The following is a 22,733-nucleotide window of genomic DNA, read 5'->3' on the forward strand; positions in this document are numbered from 1 at the left end:
AGTAGTCTATTCTGAGTCCTTTTTAGGCCAAAACTTATCCATACGTTGCACATCGCGCCACTCGTATTCTTTTTTTAACAACCATCTAGGACGCTCTAAAGTTGCTTCCCAGGCAAAAAGTTCCTTGTACATTTGAAGATATCGGGCTGGTTCTTTGGCAGCTAAATCGTTCAATTCACCTTCATCATCAGGTAGGTAAAAGAGCTCTGCAGGTCTATCAGGAAAACGAATTAACTTCCAATCTCCTTTGCGCATCGCCGCTCGTGCATCACGCTTCCAAAAGAGGGTTTCATGCGGGGGCTCTGAATTTTGCCCATTTACATAAGGAAGTAAATCAACTCCATCGATATCTTTTAGATTTTGTAGGTCTCCCCCCGCTGCCTTGTAAAAAGTAGGAAGCAAATCAAAAGTGCTTATGGGTTTCGTATAAGTTGAATTAGGGCTTAACTGACCTGGCCACTTCATCAAAAAAGGAACGCGAAGTCCACCTTCTAAGTGCGTCGCTTTGATACCACTCAATGGGAGGTTACTTGAGGCATTCGCATCAGTAGGGCCACCATTGTCGTTGGTAAAAACTACAATGGTATTCTCATCGATGCCTAATTCCTTAAGCTTGTTTAAAACCTTTCCAGTAGCCCTGTCTAAGGCTAGGCCCATGGCTGCAACTATTTTTCTTTTTCCTTCCAAATTGGGAAATTTTGCCAAATCTTCAGGTTGGGCATCCATTGGGGTATGTACGGCATTAAACGAAATAAAGGCAAAAAAGGGGGTACGAGATTTTGCATTTTTTTCAATAAACAGGTTAGCTTCCTCCGCTAAGGCATCCGTGAGATATCCTGTGTGTTCTTCAAAGTTGCCAAAGCCACGCTCCATTTTGTTTAAGGGCTCTTTGGGTTCTTCAGTATATTCAAAATAACTCCTTGCGCCTCCACGGAAACCGTAGAATTCATCAAATCCTCTTTTGGTAGGGTGAAATCTATCAGCACCACCCAAATGCCATTTTCCATACACTGCGGTGGCATATCCTTGTTTTTTTAAGTAATCTGCCATGGTCACCTCATCTACCGGAAGGCCCATTTCAGCGCCGTCAACAGCTGAAACTTCGCTCATATAAGTGGGTACATTGTTCTCTTCGTATCCGAATCGATATTGTGATTTTCCAGTGATGAGTCCGGCTCTTGAAGGTCCACAAGTGGGATGTGTCACATAAGCCTGTGTAAATCGTACGCCCTCCGAAGCTAGCTTATCTAGATTAGGAGTAAGCATTTCCTTGCTTCCCTGAAACCCAAAATCGGCATAACCAGCATCATCGGCAAAGAGTAAAATGATGTTGGGTTGTTCTTGAGTGCTGGCATTATTTTGTTGTGCCGCGCATCCAATCGGAATGTAAACAGTGAACAGTATGATTATAAATTTTTTCATTTTAAGCGATTGCATTTGTTCAAAAATACCTGATTTGATGCTGCAATAATTTGCAGAATTTATCTTGTGCTAGCTTTATTTTAACCCGAAATGCATACTCAAAGTTATTTGGGGTTAATATTTGGACTCTTAGTACTTATTCTATACTTTTCTTGATCCGGGCTTCTTTTTGTTTTTCACTGAGGCCTTGTCTGAAATATACATCGGGTGAATGGTTTACACGATGCTGTTTCATTTCAAGATCATGCATATCTAGGCTCAGGTCACAATCGAAACGAACGAGTTTCGAGCTAAACTTGTCCCAATTGCCAGTTACATTAATGAAATGTGCTAGGCCCCATGAAATTCCCCTCCCATCCTGTGTATTGGTAAAGGCGTCGGGTACATATGGAGCTGCCGCATAAGGCATTAACTCGGTAATGGAAGCGATTTCAAAATTTATCCAATCATCAGCATACTGTACCGTATTATGTTCGGGGCCATCTTTATATACCAAAGCGGCAACACCTTGCTTAAACGGAAATAGTGATGTTTCATGACCTGATGTTATTACAGGATTCAAGGCATGTTTTGTAAACGGACCTAGCGGATTATCAGCAATTGCCAAGCCTTGCATGCGTACAAGTTCGGGTCTTTCTCCGAAATCCGATTTGTAGTACAAATAGATTTTTCCATCATGTACCAAGGGATAAGGGTCGTGAATGGAATTCTGATCCCATTCACCCTCTGCTCCATTCGGAATCACAATTTTGTTCGTTGGAGTCCATGGACCTTCTGGAGAATCAGCGTATGACACGGCAACAGGACAGTCATCACCTCCATTCTTACCTGACGCCACTGAAAAGGCTTGGTAGTACAAATAGAACTTCCCCTTCCATTGTAAAATGTCTGTTGTGGTTACCGAGCGATGGCCCACATTGGGTGCTGCGGGTCTTGGTATGGCCACCCCTTGTTCCTCCCATGTAAAACCATCTTTGGAAGTGGCATAATAAATATCCGCAAGATCCCAATCTGAAGACGGAATGGTGTCGTTCGATAAATGAGCATTGGGTATACCTACGGGTGGAACAACTGTTTCGCGATGTGTATACCAAACATAGTATTTGCCATCGTGCAAAAGTATTTTCGAAGGGTCACGGCGTGATATGGTTCCGTCATGGTCGTTGTAATCAAAACCTTCAAGCTCGGTATATTTAAATTGACTAAACAATTCGTTGTTCTGCGGTCTTGGCGAACTGTAATCGGTGTAGATACGTTCCATAGCGGAGCTCAAGGCTCTGTTTGGTTTTTCCTCAGGCAGATGAAAAGGGAAACCGTTTTGGTTCTCGACGACTTCTTGTTGGGGAGTATTTTCCTCTTGTTTGCAGGAATGCAAAATCAGTAAGAATAAAAGAAGTAATGTTATTGGTTTTCTCATGAGATGGTTTCAAAAGATTGCTATTTTTTTGTGCCATTTTCTTTTTGATCAAAGTCCTGTTGAAAATACACTTCGGGCTTATGCCAAACCGTACTTTTTTTAAAGACTTTTGGATTATCATATTCAAGGCTCAAATCACAATCAAATCGAGCCATAATCGAATGTTGTTTGCCTGCGGCACCGGCATTGATAAAATGACAAAGCCCCCAGGTAAATCCTTTGCCATTGTCCGTATTGGTAAAGGCATCGGCGAGATAGGGCGCTGCAGCGATTGGGGTTAACGAAAGGCTAGAGGCAATTTCAAAATTGACACCATCTTCTGCGTATTGTATGGTTTCTCGTTCATTTCCGTCTCGAATGACTAGAGCGGCGACCCCTTCTCTAAAGGGAAAATAGGTGGTCTCATGCCCTGAGGTCATCACCGGATTTAATGGATGTTTCTCAAACGGACCTAAGGGGTGATCAGCTATGACCAATCCGTGACCCACTGCATATTGGTCTCTAATATCAGGCCATTTGTTAAAAGCTGCCTTATAGTACATATAGATTTTATCATTAAACACTATCGGATGTGGATCGTGTGTCGCATCTTGATCCCATTCTCCTTTTTTTCCAAAAGGAATTACCACATCGCCCCCATGTTTCCATGGCCCATCAGGAGAATCTGCATAGGAAACTGAAACCGGGCACCAATCGCCACGAAGCCCGCTTGGCTCGCTAAATGCTTGATAATAGAGGTAGTACTTTCCCTCCCAAATCAAAATATCTGGGGTGGCAACAGAACGCCATCCTGACTGCGGCTTTTTTGGTCTGGCAATTGCTACTCCTTGTTCTTCCCAAGTGATTCCATCTTCGCTCGTTGCATACCAAATTTCGCATAGATCCCAATCGGTTGACGGAATTTCATCGGTGGTCATACTTGCATTTTTCGCTCCAATGGGAGGAACTGCGGTATGCCTTTTAGTATAGTAGCTATAGTATTTGCCATTTACCTTAATGGGTCTTGAAGGATCTCGCCTTGATATGGTTCCGTCACCATTATTATAATCGAAACCTTTCAGCTGGGTATATTTGAATTGGGAAAACAGTTCGTTGTCATGTATGCCTTTAGCTGGGTAATCGAACATCCGTTCTGTTGCAGCGCTCATAGGAAAGTCTGGTTTTCTATCAGGCATTTTATGTGGAAAAATCGCGTCTGCTTTCACCTCGGAAACTGGTCGAGATTTCGATTCTGAATCTCCACAAGAAAACAAGAACAATGCAATTGGCATGTATAGTATGAACCTGAATGGTTTCATTGTTGGTCTGTTTTAGCTATCACTAGAAATCTTCGAGAAATTCCTTGGCCAAATAGGCGTAAGTCTGACTTTCCGAATTTGAAAATTCAAATAGGTTGTTTCGTATTTTCGAGGGTAACGCTTCGCTATGCGACAAGTGTATTAAATAGTTTTTAAGTTGATTTTTGCTCATAACACCCAATTTTTCGGAAAGTACGTGAGGCACAAAATCAGGTGCCTCATCTACATATTTCATCATCAAACTTCTGCTGCTCGCATCCACTACATCAAAAGCTTCCCAAAAGGGAAGTTGCAAATCGGGTGCATTTTTAAACTTAGCGGTTAGTCGTTTTATAATAATACTGCGAACAAGCGGCGTGCTGGTTCTGAAGACGTGTACGAGCTGTTTACAATGTTTTTTGTAATCGGCAGTATCCATATTTTCCATAGCAAAAATCTGATATTCTTGATTGATGCTATACAGCATATTCAAGGTCATTTGCTTATCTAAAATCGATAGGGTATGCGCTTTCAATTGTTCTTGAATATCACCGTGTACCAAGTGCCAGGCAGTGTAACACGAATAGAGTGCGCCTGAGACAACCGATTCCTTAACTCTTGCAATTGTAGCACCAGATACCGCATCGACTCCGTTTACGGTTCTCATTTTGGGTTTTTCTACCAATTGGTCAATTCGCCTTTGACCCATTAGATTTTTGTCATCGGCCAACAAACTGTGCAGTTTTTGATAGTCTTCTGCACCAAATTCATCATGGTCATGTTTGGTTAAGGGCATCATCGGATAGCGATCGAAGCCTGCATATTCTCCTAAGAGCGTCCAATAGAATTTAATGTTCATCAACTTACACTCGCCATCGGCACATACGGGCGTGGCGATATCGGCGGTATATAAAACAGGTACCTTCCTTTCATTTACCAGGGCAAGAACATCTTGCTCGCCTATAGAATCGACTTCGATAAAAAAATCGGTACGCTCAGAATGCAATTGGGTTCCTTCTTTCCATTGCAAAACAAAATATTCTGGGGGGTGGTCCATAACATTTTCTCGGAACGCGTTTTCCAAAAAAAGATAAAGTAGGCATACCACAGAAAATACAATTCTCATTTTTTCGTTTCTGGAATTTTCTCAAATTTTTGCTCCTCAATCAAGGCCAAATATTCGTCCAAATAGCCCGTATAAATTTCTCTAGGATTTACATCATACTTTTTACACAATGCTGCTGCAAATCCGACTGCAGCACCCATTTGACCCGTAGTTCGCATCACTCGTGGGCCGCCCAAACCTGCATGAGAACAACTGAAATTTCTACCTGCCATAAACAGGTTCGAAATGTTCTTGGAATACAAGCTGCGGTACGGAATGTAATACTCTGGTGTTTTGTAAAACAATGCCTCAGAAATGAAATCGGGATTCTTTTCATCTTCCAAAACGGTTTGGTAGTGAATATCAACATCACGAATCTCAATGACCACGCCATCTGGGAATTTTCGCCCTTCTTTGGCATCATTAAAGGTAAAAATATGATCGCCTACCAACCTCCTTGATTCGCGCTTACCAACTAAGGAAGAGACCCACTCTAATTTACGATTGGCATTTTCAGGGTCTTTTTTAGCATTGGCGAATGACCCGTAAATAGCCCGTAACATATGATCGCGAATATCTTCGGCATCATCAATTTGGTTATGGTCAGGGCTACTGAATTCCCATTGCCATTCACCGGCGACCCGGGCATATTCTTTGGCAACCGGCATGGCCCAAGGTACTTCTGGAAATTCTTGAACGGCATCTGTTTCTTTAGAGCCCCATAAAACGGAAGAACCCATGACTGCATCATCGGGTTCGGTGGGTGTCCAAAGTTCGCCATGTTCTTCCCAAATCTCGCCATAGGTTTCCGAACTCTCACGACCATAATTGAATGTTGCTCCTGCCCAGTAGCCTATCCAACCATCGCCAGTAGAATCTACAAAACGAGGAGCGGTAAAACGTATTCTATCACCTGTTGATGTATGCCTTGCGTCTACATATTGAATGCTGTTATTTTCGGCTTGCGCGCCATAGGCCCTATGGTTTAGAAACAAATCAATATTCTTGTAACTTTTTACATTAGCATCGCGCTTTTTCTGGTCTAATTTTGCATCTGCACTTCCATTCGGATAATGTTCTGTATCGATTTTTTTGAGGATACGCTCAAAGTTGCCATAGATGCCTAAGGTGTGGACTCGAATTTCTTCACTTGCGTTTCCACCAAGCACAGGGCGATCATGAATCAAAGCAACCTTAAGCCCTTGCTCAGCTGCCGCAATAGATGCCGCGCAACCCGCCAGCCCCCCTCCTACTACCACAAGATCATAGGATTTGGTTTGAGGAGGTGCATTCGGTTCAGACTTCAGTTCTTTTCGCCATACGGCTAATTTCTTGGAAGCCGACGGAGGTTCTTTAGCTGTAGTCGAAAAATAAATGGCATCGCATCTTCCGTCGAACCCGGTCAGATCGACTAATTCTATAACCACTTCCGTATCAGCAATTGCTACTTTATCAACATATTCCCAGCCCCAGCCAGAACGGAGGCCCAAGCTTTTGTCAATGGTTTGCCCAGCCACTTTTAGTTGAAATCTTCCAGGGGCCTTCCATTTGCCGGGTACCCAGTTTTTCGTGCGAACCCAAACGTGATAGTCGCCCACAGATTCAAATTTTACGTTGGTACTCGCATTTTTAACTGGCTCTCCTATTCCGTGGGCCAACAGATAGGGAGAACCCATTTGTTGTTCGAATTGAGGGTCAACGGTCCAGCCACCTGGGTTATCAAAACCTTCAGCCTCGATTAATACATCTTGTGCATAGCACCCACTAAAGAGGAGCAATAAAATAATGAATGTCAGACCATTTTTCATATTCCAAGGAAATAATTATGTTTCGTTCTTATATTTTCTAAACACCTATGTTAGCCAGTGGTAATGCTATAAATATTCCTAAAAATAAGCATCTATTGCTATACCATATTTGCGCTTATTATCAAGTAGTACTCCTATTTTAACTTCTCTCTGCTAATCGACAAAGCACGCCTTACATTTTAAAATGTAGCGACCTAATCATTCCAATGGGCATCTATCACCGCTTGAATGTGTGGATAATTCGCATCGGTCTCATTCAAATTCTCACGCATCTCAATTAGTTGTTGCTTCAATTCGGCAATGGTCTCTTGGTATACAGGGTCTTTATACGCATTATGCATCTCTTTGGGGTCTTTGGTCAGGTCATAAAATTCCCAGGCAGGGGGTGTATGATGGCTGAAGTCATTTCCCCAACTCGCTTTATTCCACTCGGCATTCGGGTCATCGGTGTCTACCCAATATTTCCCATAATAGAAAATGAGCTTATGCTCTTTGGTGCGAATTCCAAAATGCGCAGGGTTTTGATGTCTGTGTGCCAGATGCATCCAATAGCGATAGTATGTTGCTTGCTGCCAATCTGATGGTTCAATGCCTGTTTCCAATACGGATTTAAAACTTTTCCCCTGCATATAATCTGGGGTGGTACCGCCTGCCAATTCAATCATTGTAGGTGCAAAATCGGTATTATTGATAATAGCATCGGTGCGACTTCCCGCCTTAATTTTCTCAGGATAACGCACAAAGAAGGGCATCCGCATCGCTTCGTCATACATCCATCGCTTATCGATATAGTCATGCTCACCTAACATAAATCCCTGATCGCCCGTATAGACTAGTATGGTGTTTTCAAGCAATCCTTCAGCTTCTAAATAATCGAGCAAACGTTTGATATTGTCATCGACACCTTTAACACAGCGCAAATACTTTTTGAGATAATCTTGGTAGACCTTGCTGGTGTATTCTTTTTCCTCAACATCTAGTTCCCATTTAACCAATTCCTCTTGGCCAATATCCTTGGCATTACGGTATTGTTTGTAAATGGTACTATCATTCCAATAGATGTTCATCGCTTGATTACGAATCAGATTTCGGTGGGAAACCGAAGAGCCTATAATTCTCGTCAAAGAATCATTTTTTCCGCGTATGGCTTCAGAGCCATGGTTACCGATGTCATACAGACTTGCGGGTTCAGGAATAAAGGTATCTGCCATATAATCCTCATAGCGCGGGGCATATTCAAAATCATCATGAGGTGCTTTGAAATGGTGCATCAGGAAAAAGGGTTTGTTGGGGTCTCTCTTGGTTTTTAGATAGTCTAAGGTGGCATCCATGATCATATCTGAAGAATGCCCCGTAGTTTGTATCGTATTCTCGGGCCATGGCTTTTCACCTTGCACCCTGAACTCTGGATCGTAATATTTTCCTTGCCCTGGCAATACCTGATAATAATCAAAAGCCGCAGGTTCGTGATGTAGGTGCCATTTACCGACTATGGCAGTTTGATAGCCCAATTTTTTCATTTCTATGGGTAGGAATTGTTTTTCTGGTACTATGCTCCCTTCCAAATCGATGACCCCGTTCGTTTGAGCACGTTGCCCTGTAATGATAGCGGCCCTACTGGGCACACAAATAGAATTGTTTACAAAAGCATTGTCGAAAATCATGCCCTCTCTGGCCAATTTATCAAGATTTGGCGTCGGGCTTAATTCGGCCAATCGACTACCGTATATACCAAAAGCTTGAGTGGTATGGTCATCTGACATGATGTAGATGATATTGGGTTTTGAGGTTGTTTGTTTTGCTTTTTTATCGCTACAAGACAGTAGGGTGCACAAAGAAACAATAATAGAAATCCTTAAAAGGTTGGTAATTCGTAAGTTTTTCATATTCAAAGCGTTCGCAAACTTTTCTTACTTAGCTGTTTGCTAAGAAAAGTACTTTAAATATAAGAAATGTATCTTGGTGCCTTCAGTATTTAAACTAGACCTTCTATAAACAAGACCATATGTGGTATAAAATTTTTTAACTATTTGCAGGAATGGAGGGTATTTTCATTTCACCGTAAACAACATGCTTTCCGATTTATTTTACCTGCTGCACAAAAACACGCAGTGTCAAGAAATTTTTATTGGTTTTAAAATCTTTTTGCTTTCTAAAATGCAAATGCGCTATTTCTCCTAGGTTATTCTTTTGCTCTACCACGTAAATAGTTTTTAATAAGTCGGTAAAATTCCCTTCTAGGGTAAAGTCAAAAGTATGTATAGGGCTACCGTTGTTCTCAAAAATATGTGGATCATTAAAATCCATGACCTTCATATTTCGACCTTCAGCTTGTAAATTTAGTATTCGAAGCAAATTATTTTCCATTGAGCTACTGCCGAGATTCATTTTAAGTAGGATTGAGTCGTATTCTTGTTGTCGACGCAATAGATTGGAAATTTGTTTTGGGCTATTCTGGTAAAGCTGATCCTCCTTTACTAGATCGCTATACGTCGCCTTCAGCATTAATGTAGGCGAAATTGCAAATTTGTAGACCAAAAACAGAAAGAAAGCAAATCCGGTTGCGAGTACTATGTTTTTAGTTCCACTCTTCATTAAATTCAATTTTTAGTGCAAAATTGGACGTGTTATCATTTGCGTAATCGTAATCTATTGTTTCTATTTTTTCTATCCACGACTGTTCTTCCAACTCCTCGACCCACTCATAATACTCCTTGCTTTCCCTGGCTTGTCCTGATACTATCATCGTGTAATACAGAACCTCGACTTCCTTGGTTTCCCGTAAAGGTTTTATCAAAGGTTGATACCTAAAATCGGACAAGATTATCGAAAATGGCATTTTTTTGACCAATTCATTCATTATAAAAGATGATCTAGAATTGGAAGTAGAAAAAATTGCTTGAACTCTATCCTCTTTCTTTAGGACCTCCTTTCGCAATTTTATCAACTGATTTTTGTTTGTATTGTTAATTCCCACAGTCTCTTGAAGCCTATTTACTTTGCCGAAATAGTGGTTATAAATTAAAAAATTGACCAGCAAAATTGCCAAAGTGATTAGTAAAGAGGCTCTGAGTAATACCATAAAATAGCGCCTATTTTTAAACTCTTTTTTAAGGTCGAATGTGTAGTCTGAAAAATTCGAAACACTATCATCTCTCTTTAAGAGATGCCTCAGGATGGTTGAAAAACTTAACAGGAAGTAACTCTTAACCAAAATTCCGTTAATATTATATTCCGAACTTTTCTGGTTTTCTTCGGTAGATAAGGGAGTGACTTTTACTAATGTCTTATCCTTCAGTAGCAACTGAGAATTGGAAACACTGATAATACCATCATGAAGATAGTCTGTGATAGAGGTAATAGCGGAGATACCTAAAGAAAAATGTACCACATTTACTTTCAATGCATGAAGTCTGTTAAGAAACTTATCCACAATTACTTTTTGACAGATAGAAATCGGCGAACCCGTAATAGACCTCGTCAATTCATAGTAAAAGGTCTTGAAATCAAGGTTTGGAAACGCGTTATGTACCAACACTTCGTCAGATGCAGATTTTGAGGGTTCAATTATCTTCGTCAATACCTGACTACTATTGACGACCACAAATACTGGAGCATTTTTCTTTAGTTGATTTCCAGCCTCTTCAAGCGATTTGTGCGTTTCTTCTCGCGCAATAAAAAGCTCTTGTTTTTTTCTTTGTATTTCGAGCACATAAAAGCTTAAGCCGGCCTGGTTTTCTGAAATCTCCAAGCCATAGTACAAAGTACCCTCATTTAAATATGTAAAAAGATCTTTAAGCACTAGTAAATTACTGTAGGTTTAATTAGAACAGTCAACTTTTGTTTGGTGTCTTCTCTCTTTCTTTTACTGAATAACCATTTAATTACAGGTATTCTCGCCAAAAAAGGAACGCCATTCCCAGTATCGTTTTTAATTTTTTCCTCTAAGCCTCCAAGAACTGCAAGGTCTTGGTCTTGCATACGGATAATCGAACTGAATTCTCTTGAAGTTAAGCCTGGTGGAGCTTCATCTTCAATACGTTCTCCACTGAAATCGGATTGTATCACATTGATATCTAAGGTGACCTGACCATCGCCTGACACCAAGGGTTTTATGCTTATTGCAAGCTCGGCATCTATTGGGTGATAGTTGCGTACCTCGGAAGTAGTAGGAATTTGAGAACCAAAGAAATTTTGATTGGTTACCACGTAATAGGTAGTCTCACCAATCGACATATTCGCTCTATGACCGTTTAGGGTAGATAGTTTAGGAGTAGATCGAATTTTCAAATTTCCGTTAGCTTCCATGGCCTTTATCGTCGCAAAAAACTCAGGCACCACCTTGCCAATATTAAAAGAACCAAAACCGTCGAACCCTCCAATAATCTTGTTCACCGTATTCGCTCCAAGGGTGAGATCCGCTTCAGGGAAAAGTTTCCCAGAAGTATTTACTGGCTCATTTCCAATTCCCCAGCTGATTCCAGTTTCAACAGAGGCCGATTTTTTTACCTCGATCAACATAACCTCGATTAGAATGACAGGTACGGGTTTATCAATCTCCGCAATAAATCTCTTGAATCTATTAATATTGGTCGCAGGGCCACTCACCAAAAAACTATTCAATTCAAAATCCATCTTAATATCAAGATCGGCCTTAATATCTTCAGGGAGAATATTTACCAAGGCCTCTGCCTCTGAGTCGTAATTTCCAAAATTATTTGATCGTGTATTTAAGCGTTGCGATTGGCCCAAAACTTGATTGGCTCCAAAACCTTGATTGGCTCCAAAACCTTGATTGTTTTGAAATCCGTTTTGAAACCCGGTTCCTGCGCCTAAATAATTTACATTACCATTGACGGTTCTACCGGCCGACCGACCTCCGCCTTGATACGGTGTTGGATCAGCCAACAGTTCCACAGATCTGTGCATTAGTTGCACTACCTCCGTTTTACGAACACTTATTTGGTCAGCAGTTCCAAAAAAATAAATATCGTCTTCTTTTTTGAAGGTGAATTTAATGGGAGTGTTCTGGGCAATCGTAGCTTGTCGCCGTCCTACTTGATTCAGTGCCCTATTTTGATTCGCTGTTGTACTATTTTGAAACGAACTAGAGTTTACAGTACCCGTAGATCTGTCCTTGCTATCAAAAATACGCTCTAACAGCTCATCATAATAGATTTGTTTGGCCCTAAAACTGACTGAGCCTGCCTCGTTTAAAGGGGTGGCGGTATAAATATCCAAGCCTAGATCATAGCTTATCTCATGAATAATGTCAGTTACTAAAACATTCTCAAAATCAACGGTAAGTATTCTATTCGTCGAATCAATGACCTGATAATAAAAATTATTGCCTCTGGGCCTTTTTGATCTGTTGCGAATACTTTTTGAAGCCCCTTCGGGCACCGCAGTTTGCGATTCAAATTGGTCGAAAAGGTAAAAACCATCCCGAGATTTGGAATAGGACAGGTTATTGGCCTCTGCCATGCGTTTCATAGCCACTTCAAAAGGTACTTTAGTAAGATAAAGAGAAACTGGAATGTTCTCCATTCCACTATTGTAAAGTAGGTTTTGCCCTGAAATATCAACGATCTTCCTAAAAACTTCTTTCAGTTGCGAATTATTGAAATCCAATGAGATCATATTCGCTGTAGGATCAAAATCGACCACTATTCCCTTTTCAACAATTTCAGGCAATGCCGGCTCATAGCGCTTTATGGAGAGAATGTTTCCGGTAAAGGTGATATCCAATTCGTATTCCTTACATAGAAAAACCAATAGATCAGCAATAGCAACATTTGAAAAGTTGTTTACGATTTTTATTCCCTGCAACCCTGAGTCAATGTTAATATTTAGTTTATGCACTTTAGAAATGGCAAGAAGAAAGTTAGGCAAGGTTGTAGTAGTAACATTAATATCTAGCTTCAGACTTTCTGAAAGCCCTGAATTATCTAAAGAAAGGGCCTCTAAGTTGTTTTTGATATTCTGTATTCTGCCTTCCTCCTGTCCAAAACATTGGATGCAACAAAGTAAAAAGACAAGACATGCTAATTTTTTCATTTCTTCTAACGGGTTAGTAGCGAATACACTTCTTCAATAGCAGTTTCACCATTTTGTATCATTTGTAGCGCATTTTGTTTAAGGGTAACAATTTTATTTTCCTCTATATAATCGTCAATTTCCGTGACGTTATTCTTAATGCGAAATACCAATTCTTTGGTTATTGGGATAATCTCATAGATGGCTTTCCGGCCATGGTAACCTGTATGATGGCATCTGGCACAGCCTGTTGCTTTGAAGTGTTGGGTTAAGCTGGGAGGCAATTTAAATCCATCAGGAAACAAATCGGTTGCTACTTTTTCTTCACGCTTACACTTCGAGCAAAGCTTGCGAACCAATCTTTGCGCCACGCTTAAATTGAGGGTAGTCGCAATAAGGAATGAAGGTATTCCCATATCGATAAGACGAGAAATCGTTGCCCAAGCTGAATTGGTATGAATGGTAGACAGTACCAACCGACCAATCAGAGCAGTTCTAATAGCCATGTTGGCCGTTTTTACATCTCTGATTTCACCTACCATGATAATGTTGGGGTCTTGTCTCAGAAAGGTACGTAAGGCCTTAGAGAAATCAAGTCCGATACTTTCTTTGAGTTGTACTTGATTGATGCCCTCTAGCGTATATTCTATGGGGTCTTCAATAGTAAGTATGTTGGTATCAACTGAATTCATCAACTTCAAAGTAGCGTATAGCGTCGTAGTTTTTCCAGAACCCGTGGGACCTGAAATTAGCACAATGCCACTAGGTTTGCGTATGGCCTCCTTATATATTCTTAATTCTTGCTTTGTGAACCCAAGATCCGCAATATCAATAGAAGCAGCATCTTTACTCAAGATTCTTAAAACAATTTTTTCTCCGAAAAGGGTTGGCAAGGAAGATACACGAATATCAAATTCTTCAGCATCCGATTTCATGGTAATTCGACCGTCTTGTGGCAGTCGCTTTTCAGAAATATCCAAATCGGCCCTGATTTTTATTTTGTTAATGATAACGGGATATTCATGAATGGGAATATTAAACTGTTCGACCAGTTTTCCGTCTATACGAAAGCGAATCCTACATCTAGTCTCATAGGGTTCAAAATGAATATCACTACTACCAATTTCTTTAGCCGTAATCAATATTTTTTCTAGAAAATCTGGGGTATAATTTAGGTTTCCTTTATTAGCCTTCTTCGCTTGTCTGTAATTTGCAGTAAGGTAATTTTGTAACTCTTGCTTTTTACATGTTTCCAGCCGCACCTTGCTATCCAATACTATAGTTAATTCTTTAAGTAAGGCATCAACATCATCACTATCGGTTTTAAAGGTTAAGGTGCCATTTTCTTCCTTAACGGGCACTATTCGATAATGAAAGGCCTGGTCAGAGCTTACACGCTGCTGAAGTTGGGTTGAAATACTATAATCGTTCGGCATGCCTATAGAATATAAAGTGATGGTAAACCATAAATGACATCCAACATAAGGACGGCACTCAGAAAAAGCGACATTAATCCGGCTAGAGGAACCGTTTTTACCCTCATGCTGCTTTTAAATAAGAGATAGGTGAAAAGCGAAAAGAAAAGAGAGCATGCAAACAAAATAATAAAGGTCATTGTTGGAAAACCTGCTCCCATGACAAAGAAAAAAAGTACATCTCCAAGACCAATGCTATGGTTCATAAACCTTTTTTTTGCGATCAATTTTGAATAGAGATATAAGAGCAGAATGATGATCGAAATAAGTATAAAATTTATAGGTAAGCTCCAATAAAAAAAAGAGGCTACCACTTTTAAATAATGTACTATTCCGAGTGTTACCGCTAAAAACGGAAATACGAACCAAAGAACAGCTCTATACTTAAAATCTTGATAACAAATTATTGTTAAACAGATTAGCGAGGCAACTAGTAAGACCAAAATCAATCTTTAACAGTTTGCTTTGGTGTGCCCGTTTCGTCGACCTCCCAAACGTTTAAAATTCCATCTCCATCGAAATCAGTAATTGCCTCTGCGCGAGCCTTGAAAGTGGCATTATCGGCACTGATGATTTCATACACGTAGTTAGCCGTACCGTTATCTTTTACTGTTTTCGGAATTTCGAAATCAAGTGCTTTAAAATCAATACTGTACTTGCTATGCATATATCGATGTGTGGTTTGAGCGTTATAAATAGCCTTGAGTTGTATTTGAGCCTCTACACTTTTGGCCTTGGTGATCAATGGCATTAAATTGGGTAAAGCCAGCAGTAGTAGTATGCCTATTATCGCCAATACAATTAACATTTCTTGCAGGTTAATGGCTGGAATTTTTGTTAGTCTCATCTCCTATTCTTTCAAAGGTTAATGTTACCAACCAACAATAAGTTACCCTCAAAACAGCTTAATTTTCGAAACTTTGAATTTCGACTTTCAACAAATAAAATAATAAGCTCAATTTGGGGGTAAGGCTGAATCGATGGAACTCACTTTGGAGCCTGCATAAGTGAAGTTTCAGTAGACCAAGCGGAAAATTTGAAGTATCGTTAAGAAGTGGAGTCTAACGATTTAGTTCATTCTGTAAAATCTGGGCATTTCTTTTGTGCACCCCATCATAATTAACAAGATTTTCGAGGGTACTTTTGGCTTGGTCGAACTGCTCAAGCTTTATGTATGAGAGGGCCAAATACCACAACGCATCTTCATAATTCGTACTGCCCTCTGTAATGCTTTGAAAGGTGCTAATAGCCTTTTCAGCCTGACCTGTTTGCAACAAAGCATTACCCAAATAGATTTTAAAACGGGAATTTTCTGGATTTTCAGCACAGAACTCAGTCAAGAGCGGCACTACTTTTTCGTAGTTTTCCTGAGTATAATACTTCAAAATCTGCTGCGCACCACTTTGGTCGGTACCACGTATTGCATCTTCAACCGGATATACTTTGTAATATGTATCGAAAAGGGAAACATTGCCAGTTTGCATTTGCAGCCACAAGAAAATTGTAGTCCCAAGCAGCGTTAAAACGATGGCTGCATAGCGCCAAAGAGGAGTTTTCTTTTTTCTTTTATTTCTTAAATCACTCGCAATACCTTCAAGTTTTTTTCTGAATTCCAAACTATCGGTATCGCTCATTTCTATATGCAATGAACGGTGTAACTCTAGTTCTTTTTTTAAATCGAGATTAGCATCTACCTCCTTCTCAAATTGCTTACGTTCCTCGGAAGTTAGACTATGGCTCAGATAGCGCTCGATGCTCTCAAATAGTTCTTGATTGCGTTCCATTAGCTAACTTTTAAGATTTTTTAAAGGGACGTTAGGCTCTTCATCTTTAGCCCTTAACTCTTTGTACATGGGGTCTACCTCGATCAATTGCAAGAGTTTCTTTTTACATTCAAACTTCTTTTTTCTAGAATATCCTTCAGAATATCCCATCAGATTTGCAATATCAGCCATGCTTTTTCCATTGAAGAAATGTAGCAAAAGTTGCTGACAAGAAGCTCCTAACTGTCTAAAATATTTTTGATAAAGCAGTTGCTTATCCTTTGTATTTATAGTATCTATAATCGATTTTTCTGTCGATTCAGATATATTCAAAAGCTCATTTTGAGGTCGTATCTTTTTTCTCTTGCGAAGGGCATTCATCCATAAGTTTCTGCTCACCGCAAAAACATAGGTAGACAAAGAACAATCTAATTTTAATTCACCTCGCCTAACCTTTTGATAAGTGATTACCAAAGCATCATGAAAAATATCTTCTGCATCAGTCTCATTACCTGAGTTTTTTCGAATGTAACTTGTGATGATTGGAAGGTTCTTTTGATAGAAATCGGCAATAATACGCGAATTCCCTTTTTCAATTCCCTTTAAAACGTCGTCATCGTTCAGATCGCTCATTAATTAATGTAGATAGTTCTAAAACCGTTACCTAGAAATACATTGAATCTAATACTAAAGATAGAAAATTCAATTGGATTCTTATGCTTATGGCAATATATCATTAGGTTCAAAAAATTCCCTATTTATTCTTGTTACATTTTTTGAAATACTGGCTTTTCGCACATTGTTATAAGTAAAAGTAACATATTATGTCAACAAAAGATTATACTAGAACTATATAAACCAAAAGTTATTTTATATGTTTGTTATTGGCAGATTTAAAAAATAAGGCTTTCGCCAAGGCATTTAAATACCAAACGATTCACATCAAGATATTCGTATTTTGTGGCCATATGGTGTTATTATTAAAATGCTGGAAACAACAATTATCTTGTTTAACTCCCCCAATATCAAGATAAGTGCCAATGCCTATGAACATACTTACTAACAATTTGACATTCTATACAACCGAACACCGTTACTTATGGCAAAGATTACATTTTATGCCCTGAATAATTTAATTTTAATGTGTATCCTTCTAACCGTTTCAGAGGGGCGTAGTCAGAGCAGTAAAGATGCTTCTATAACTACAGAAATAATCAAAATTGATTCCCTTATCGATGTAAGGGCTTACGATGCGGCAATAGTTTTGATAAAAGAAGCCGTTTCTACCAAAGCAGAAACCGCTCATGAAGAATTAGCTCAACTATACAACAAGTTGTCTTTCTGCCAATTAAGTACTAATAAATTCGACTTTGGTAAGGAAAGTGCTGAAAAGGCCATGAAACTTAGTACTGTCAATAAGATTCTTCACAAACAGGAGGCTGAAGCATATTTTAATCTTGGCTTTTATTATGAATTGATTTCTAAAACAAAAGAGGCCACAACATTTTTAAAAAAAAGTTTGACCACCTATTCCAGAATTGGAAACAACAGCAATCATGAGAAAGGAAAAATTCATTTAAAATTGGCCAAGGTTTTTGGACAGTCATTTGATCTTAAGCTGACGGCCGTACATTTAGATACTGCCTATACTTTTTTAGAACAAGTAGCCCCGCCGGATTTTGCTAGTTTAGCGAGTTATCATTCCGAATTAGGACGTTTAGAGTATATAAAAGGGTCTTTGGAGAAAGGATTAGAAAACTATACCAAAGCTATGGATATATTATTGCGGCAACCAAATATGGATCAGAAAGCAATAGCTACCACCCATAGTAGTATGGCAGCCATGTATTTAAATTTTTGGGAAGATGAAAAGGCCTTGCATCATTTATCAAAATCACAAGAAATATACCTAGAGCAGTTTGGTGAGAATTACTTAGGTCACGCATTCAACTATCAAATGTTCGGCATGATTAATTCTGTTATAGGTCAATATGGAAAATCAATTGATTACTTGGAAAGAGCGTTGAATCTTTTTAAAGATGCATATGGTGAATTTCACCCACGAGTTGGTCTAACATATCACCTTATGGCTAACACCCATCTCGAGATGCAAAAGAATGAACAAGCGATAAAAATCTTCAAAAAGGGTCTAGCGATCAATGAGAAAACACTGGGTGAAAATCACAACTATGTATTCGCTGCTTATGCGGCCCTTGGTACGACCTACTTTAAATTAGAAAATTATCAAGAAGCTTTGAAATATCTCAAAGTAGCCCTTAAAAAAGGAACCATAGTCTATGGTGCGGACAATTTACTGCTTTCTTCACTGTATTTGGCCATGGGGAATACCTTAGGTGCCATGAACGAAGATAAAGATGCGCTTGAAATGTATGAAAAAGCGCTTTCGATAGCCCTTAAATTCGGTGATGATAAGAGTAGAAAGGCTATAGCCGTATACCTAGGAATGGCCAATTTTTATCTTGAAAATCAGCAATTCGATGCGTCTTCAAACTATTACGACAAAGTGATAAACTTATTTGAAGCTGAGATAACGGAATTTATTGAAACAGGTAACCATACGGTTGAATTCAATATTTTACCCGGAATATTGGCCGCAGTAAAAGGAAAGGGGAAATGCCTATTATTGAAATATACAAAGAACGGCGACCCTAAAGATTTGACGGCGTCCAATACCTTATTTGACAAAAGTGAGCTTTTTCTAGAAAAAGTAAGAAGAAATATAGTTGAACCCACGGATAGAATAAACTTTATCGCCAAGAATCAGGATATTCGATTGGGTTCGGTCGAAACTTCGATTTTACTTAATGAACATGATAAGAATCAGCATCATTTAGAAATTGCATTTTTAGGGTCTGAGCGAAATAAAGCGGGTTCCCTTCAAGATCTTATCTATCGCAGTTCCATTCTAAAATCGGATATAGATCTAAAAGAAACAAGAAAATTCGAAACATCCCTTAAACGAGAGAAAGCCACAATTCTATCGAACCTAAAAACGAAAAAGACAAATTCTGAAAAAGATACGACGCGATTGGAGACCTACGAAAACCGGCTTTTTCAAATTAGTTTAAGAAACGATTCGCTACTGGCCGAAATTCAAAAAAACCATCCCAAATACTATGCTATTGAATATGATAACAAACCTCTTACGGTTCATGATGTTCAGATCAAGTTAGATGCGAATACCACTCTAATCGAATACTTCGAAGGTGACAGCACACTATACGCCTTTGTCATAACAAAAAATTCGTTTACGGTTTCAGAATTTTCCTCAAGTGGACTTACTTCTGATATCGAGGAGTTTAGAACAGCCATTCATAACAAGAATCTAGAGCGATTCAAAATAACTTCTGGTAAATTATATAAGAACCTAGTCGCACCCTTTGAGACCGAATTAATCGGAAATAAGCTTATTGTGATACCTGATGGCGCTATATGGCATCTTAATTTTGATCTTTTACTTACGGAACAAAGTGCATCAAAAAACCCTAAAGAATTACCCTATTTGTTAAGAGACTACGCCATAAGTTATTCGAATTCTGCATCTTATTTATATGGCTTACCAGGCCAAAACATGGAGTTGCCCAAAGAATGTTTAGCCTTTTCATATTCAGACTCCTTACCTATTAGTACGGCGGAGAGTATTAGCTTGAGTACACTGAGGAATTCCAAAAAAGACCTCCCAGGGTCTCGTTTGGAAATCACCGAAATAGCAAAAATCATAGAAGGTGACTATTACTATGGTTCAAAGGCCAGCGAGTCTAATTTTAAGAAAAATGCCAATAAATATGGCATTTTACATTTGGCTGTTCATGGAGAGGTGAATGAACAAGAACCAGAAAACTCCAGATTGTATTTTACCAAGAGTAACGATTCGATAGAGGATGGTTTCCTCTACGGACATGAACTCTTTGCTATGAATTTACCGGCTGAACTAACCGTATTGAGTGCCTGTAGTACGGGCATCGGAGAAATCGCTCCGGGTGAAGGCATGATGAGTTTAGGTAGCGCTTTTCAATATGCTGGTTCAAAAAGTCTTTTGATGACCCATTGGGAGGTTTCTGACGAAATCGCACCACAAATCATGAAGTTATTTTACACTAACCTCAAAAATGGTATGGATAAAGCTACCGCATTGCAACAAGCGAAAATCGGTTACCTCAAAACTTCTGACGTTTTCCGCTCCAATCCTTTTTATTGGGGTAGTTTTTATATTGTAGGTGATACCGCACCCATTTCTTTAAACTCCTCAAATATCTGGGTTTACCTGGTTTTGGGAGTGCTCCTTGCAATATTGGGAGTTTTCTTTTTTAAAAGGTTCAAACTAGAACGTAAATAAGCAATTGAATTGACCTCTTTAAAATTAAGTAGGCACTTAAACTTCAAATACAAAATCTCCATTAATACCCGCCTAAAAGGCAACATCACTTTTTTCTAAGTCCACTTAACTTTCGCTTATTCGGGGGGGGGCACGCTTATCATGCAAAGCGCTATCTAGCTGTGCATCTTAGGCATGTTGATAGATGGCTCGGATGTACCCATGAAATTTTGTAGTATGTCATTATGAGCGTTCATTGATCACTTAACTTCCTACAACCTACCTATTTACTTACCTGCAATATTTTCTTACTAAAAAAACAGAAATTTTAGGGTAACAATGCGGGCCTTTGAAACATTTATATATGAAGAACACGTGAAATCGAATTACAAAAAGTGCTTTCGATAGGTGTTTTTTTAAACCTTATTACAAAACCAACCTAAGATGAGAGCAAATCTATTGACACCCTTTTTCTGCACTATATCTATTGCACCTGCACAAAACAATTTCCGCGACCCGACTTTGGAAGCAAGAAATGAACATGCCTCAAGTTTCTTCTAAGATGTTGCCCATTCTAAACACCAATATGAACACCAAAGAAATTCTAAAATTAATCTCTAACACGATTTAAAAACCAATTAAAAAAGCAATGTCTTCATTCAACAAAAACGTATTAGAAGCTCTTAATACTATACCAACAATCAATTTCAACTATAAAATCAGACCTATGATAAATATACCTGCCTTTTTGTTAATGTTGGTAAAAACCCCAACGCCAAATTCATTGGCAGTCATGGCATTTCTTTTTGTGTCAACTATAGGATTGGCACAATCTCAAGAGATTTTAATACCAATTCACGATGCGTATTTGGAAAATGGTGTACGTAAAAATGACGAGACGTTACGAGTTGAAAATGGAAGCAGAGTAAGGGAGACTTACCTAATGTTCGACTTATCAGGAATTAATGGAATCATTACCGATCTTAATTTAGCGCTGACGGTCTACACGGATCCCGGATCTGGTACGATAAATGTTTATAAGGGTATTGGCAACAACTGGACCGAGAATAATCTTTCTAGTACCAACAAACCAACAACTAGCGGTACACCATTGGGATCTTTTACGGGATCTCATACTAACAATTCGATCAAGACCTTGGTGTTGAACCCTAGTATTTTAGATGATGACTTCTTATCCCTAGTTCTAAAGCATACCACCAATTCCGATGTGGCCTTCGCCTCGACCGGACCTGAGACATCAAGTATATTTGACCAAGCCCCATCATCTAAATGGCCCAAGCTAACAGTAACATTCACGCCTACTACGGATACACAAGATCCCACTGCACCTACGAATTTAACCAACCCTTCCATAGCAGACAATAAAGCCACATTGAATTGGACGGGGTCTACCGATAATGTAGGCGTGATTGGCTATAATATATACAATCAAGGGGTATTCTTTGCAAATGCAGGGAATGCTGCAAGCTACGAAACCACCACTTTGACCGAAGGGGCAACCTATCAATTTACGGTAGTGGCATACGATGCAGCCAACAATCTAAGTAACCCAAGTAACACAGTATCGGTTACAATACCCACTTCTTCATCAGGTGGTGACTTTTGGTCTCAAACGGGTACAGCCGTCTATTACGAGGGAGGCAATGTAGGTATCGGTACCTCTAGCCCCGACCAGGCACTCGCGGTGAAGGGTAAAATACATACCCAAGAGGTCATCGTCGACCTACAAGGGGCTGTGGCCCCAGACTACGTTTTTTACAAAGACTACCCCTTACGCTCTCTGGAAGCGGTGCAAAAACACATAGATGAACATGGCCATTTACCGAACATCCCATCAGCACAAGAGATGCAAGACAATGGAATCGAGCTCAAGGAAATGAATCTCAAATTGTTAGAGAAGGTTGAGGAACTGACGCTTTACATTTTAGAACAAAACAAACGGATTGATCAACTGGAAAGTCAGATTAATTCTAGTCAAAGGTAGTTGAACATTTAGAAAAAAATAACAGCGGCCAATGCGATCTCTAATCTCCTTAACGTCGCCAATTCAATTAAAACCATAAAACAACTAGT

Annotated in this window: 16 protein-coding genes; 2 read left to right on the plus strand and 14 right to left on the minus strand. The window is 39.3% G+C overall.

Features of this window, described 5'->3' with window-relative positions; genetic code table 11:
* Window positions 1-6: 6 nt before the first annotated feature.
* From ABJN95_RS15825 to ABJN95_RS15890, 14 genes are all read right to left on the minus strand, one after another.
* A complete protein-coding gene (locus ABJN95_RS15825) occupies window positions 7-1,422 on the minus strand; it encodes a sulfatase-like hydrolase/transferase (protein WP_348371674.1) in 1,416 nt (471 codons plus the stop codon).
* 136 nt (window positions 1,423-1,558) lie between these two features.
* Window positions 1,559-2,839 carry a family 43 glycosylhydrolase gene (locus tag ABJN95_RS15830; protein ID WP_348371675.1) on the minus strand — a complete coding sequence of 427 codons (1,281 nt, stop codon included), beginning with the start codon at window positions 2,837-2,839 and terminating at the stop codon, window positions 1,559-1,561.
* 20 nt (window positions 2,840-2,859) lie between these two features.
* On the minus strand, window positions 2,860-4,137 hold the full coding sequence (locus ABJN95_RS15835) for a glycoside hydrolase (protein ID WP_348371677.1): 1,278 nt from the start codon (window positions 4,135-4,137) through the stop codon (window positions 2,860-2,862).
* A 22-nt stretch (window positions 4,138-4,159) separates the two neighbouring features.
* Window positions 4,160-5,242, minus strand: a complete 1,083-nt coding sequence (locus tag ABJN95_RS15840; protein WP_348371679.1) for a hypothetical protein — start codon at window positions 5,240-5,242, stop codon at window positions 4,160-4,162.
* Entirely contained in the window at window positions 5,239-7,029 is a 1,791-nt protein-coding gene (locus tag ABJN95_RS15845) for an FAD-dependent oxidoreductase (RefSeq protein ID WP_348371680.1), read from the minus strand. Before ABJN95_RS15845 ends, ABJN95_RS15840 begins: the two co-directional genes overlap by 4 nt.
* Window positions 7,030-7,223: 194 nt before the next feature.
* Complete coding sequence (locus tag ABJN95_RS15850; RefSeq protein WP_348371682.1) at window positions 7,224-8,915, minus strand: sulfatase; 1,692 nt, start codon at window positions 8,913-8,915, stop codon at window positions 7,224-7,226.
* A 196-nt stretch (window positions 8,916-9,111) separates the two neighbouring features.
* Complete coding sequence (locus tag ABJN95_RS15855) at window positions 9,112-9,624, minus strand: hypothetical protein (RefSeq protein ID WP_348371684.1); 513 nt, start codon at window positions 9,622-9,624, stop codon at window positions 9,112-9,114.
* Window positions 9,608-10,831 (minus strand): hypothetical protein, encoded by a 1,224-nt coding sequence (locus ABJN95_RS15860; protein ID WP_348371685.1) that lies wholly within the window; start codon window positions 10,829-10,831, stop codon window positions 9,608-9,610. Before ABJN95_RS15860 ends, ABJN95_RS15855 begins: the two co-directional genes overlap by 17 nt.
* Complete coding sequence (locus ABJN95_RS15865; RefSeq protein WP_348371687.1) at window positions 10,831-13,086, minus strand: hypothetical protein; 2,256 nt, start codon at window positions 13,084-13,086, stop codon at window positions 10,831-10,833. The genes ABJN95_RS15860 and ABJN95_RS15865 overlap by 1 nt, the downstream gene beginning before the upstream one ends.
* A gap of 5 nt (window positions 13,087-13,091) precedes the next feature.
* Complete coding sequence (locus ABJN95_RS15870; RefSeq protein ID WP_348371689.1) at window positions 13,092-14,501, minus strand: ATPase, T2SS/T4P/T4SS family; 1,410 nt, start codon at window positions 14,499-14,501, stop codon at window positions 13,092-13,094.
* A 2-nt stretch (window positions 14,502-14,503) separates the two neighbouring features.
* The gene (locus ABJN95_RS15875; RefSeq protein WP_348371690.1) at window positions 14,504-14,746 is read right to left on the minus strand and encodes a hypothetical protein; all 243 of its coding nucleotides are present in this window, start codon (window positions 14,744-14,746) and stop codon (window positions 14,504-14,506) included.
* 239 nt (window positions 14,747-14,985) lie between these two features.
* Window positions 14,986-15,387: a hypothetical protein gene (locus tag ABJN95_RS15880; RefSeq protein WP_348371692.1), complete on the minus strand. Its 402-nt coding sequence runs from the start codon at window positions 15,385-15,387 to the stop codon at window positions 14,986-14,988.
* A gap of 214 nt (window positions 15,388-15,601) precedes the next feature.
* Complete coding sequence (locus ABJN95_RS15885; protein WP_348371694.1) at window positions 15,602-16,324, minus strand: tetratricopeptide repeat protein; 723 nt, start codon at window positions 16,322-16,324, stop codon at window positions 15,602-15,604.
* 3 nt (window positions 16,325-16,327) lie between these two features.
* Window positions 16,328-16,936 (minus strand): sigma-70 family RNA polymerase sigma factor, encoded by a 609-nt coding sequence (locus tag ABJN95_RS15890; protein WP_348371695.1) that lies wholly within the window; start codon window positions 16,934-16,936, stop codon window positions 16,328-16,330.
* Window positions 16,937-17,402: 466 nt separating this feature from the next.
* On the opposite strand from ABJN95_RS15890, the gene ABJN95_RS15895 reads away from it, so the two are divergent.
* Window positions 17,403-20,660 carry a CHAT domain-containing tetratricopeptide repeat protein gene (locus tag ABJN95_RS15895; protein ID WP_348371697.1) on the plus strand — a complete coding sequence of 1,086 codons (3,258 nt, stop codon included), beginning with the start codon at window positions 17,403-17,405 and terminating at the stop codon, window positions 20,658-20,660.
* A 706-nt stretch (window positions 20,661-21,366) separates the two neighbouring features.
* Window positions 21,367-22,644, plus strand: a complete 1,278-nt coding sequence (locus tag ABJN95_RS15900; RefSeq protein ID WP_348371699.1) for a hypothetical protein — start codon at window positions 21,367-21,369, stop codon at window positions 22,642-22,644.
* Window positions 22,645-22,733 lie beyond the last annotated feature (89 nt).

Source organism: Maribacter sp. (assembly GCF_039974175.1).
In the GTDB taxonomy this organism is placed as follows: domain Bacteria; phylum Bacteroidota; class Bacteroidia; order Flavobacteriales; family Flavobacteriaceae; genus Maribacter_C.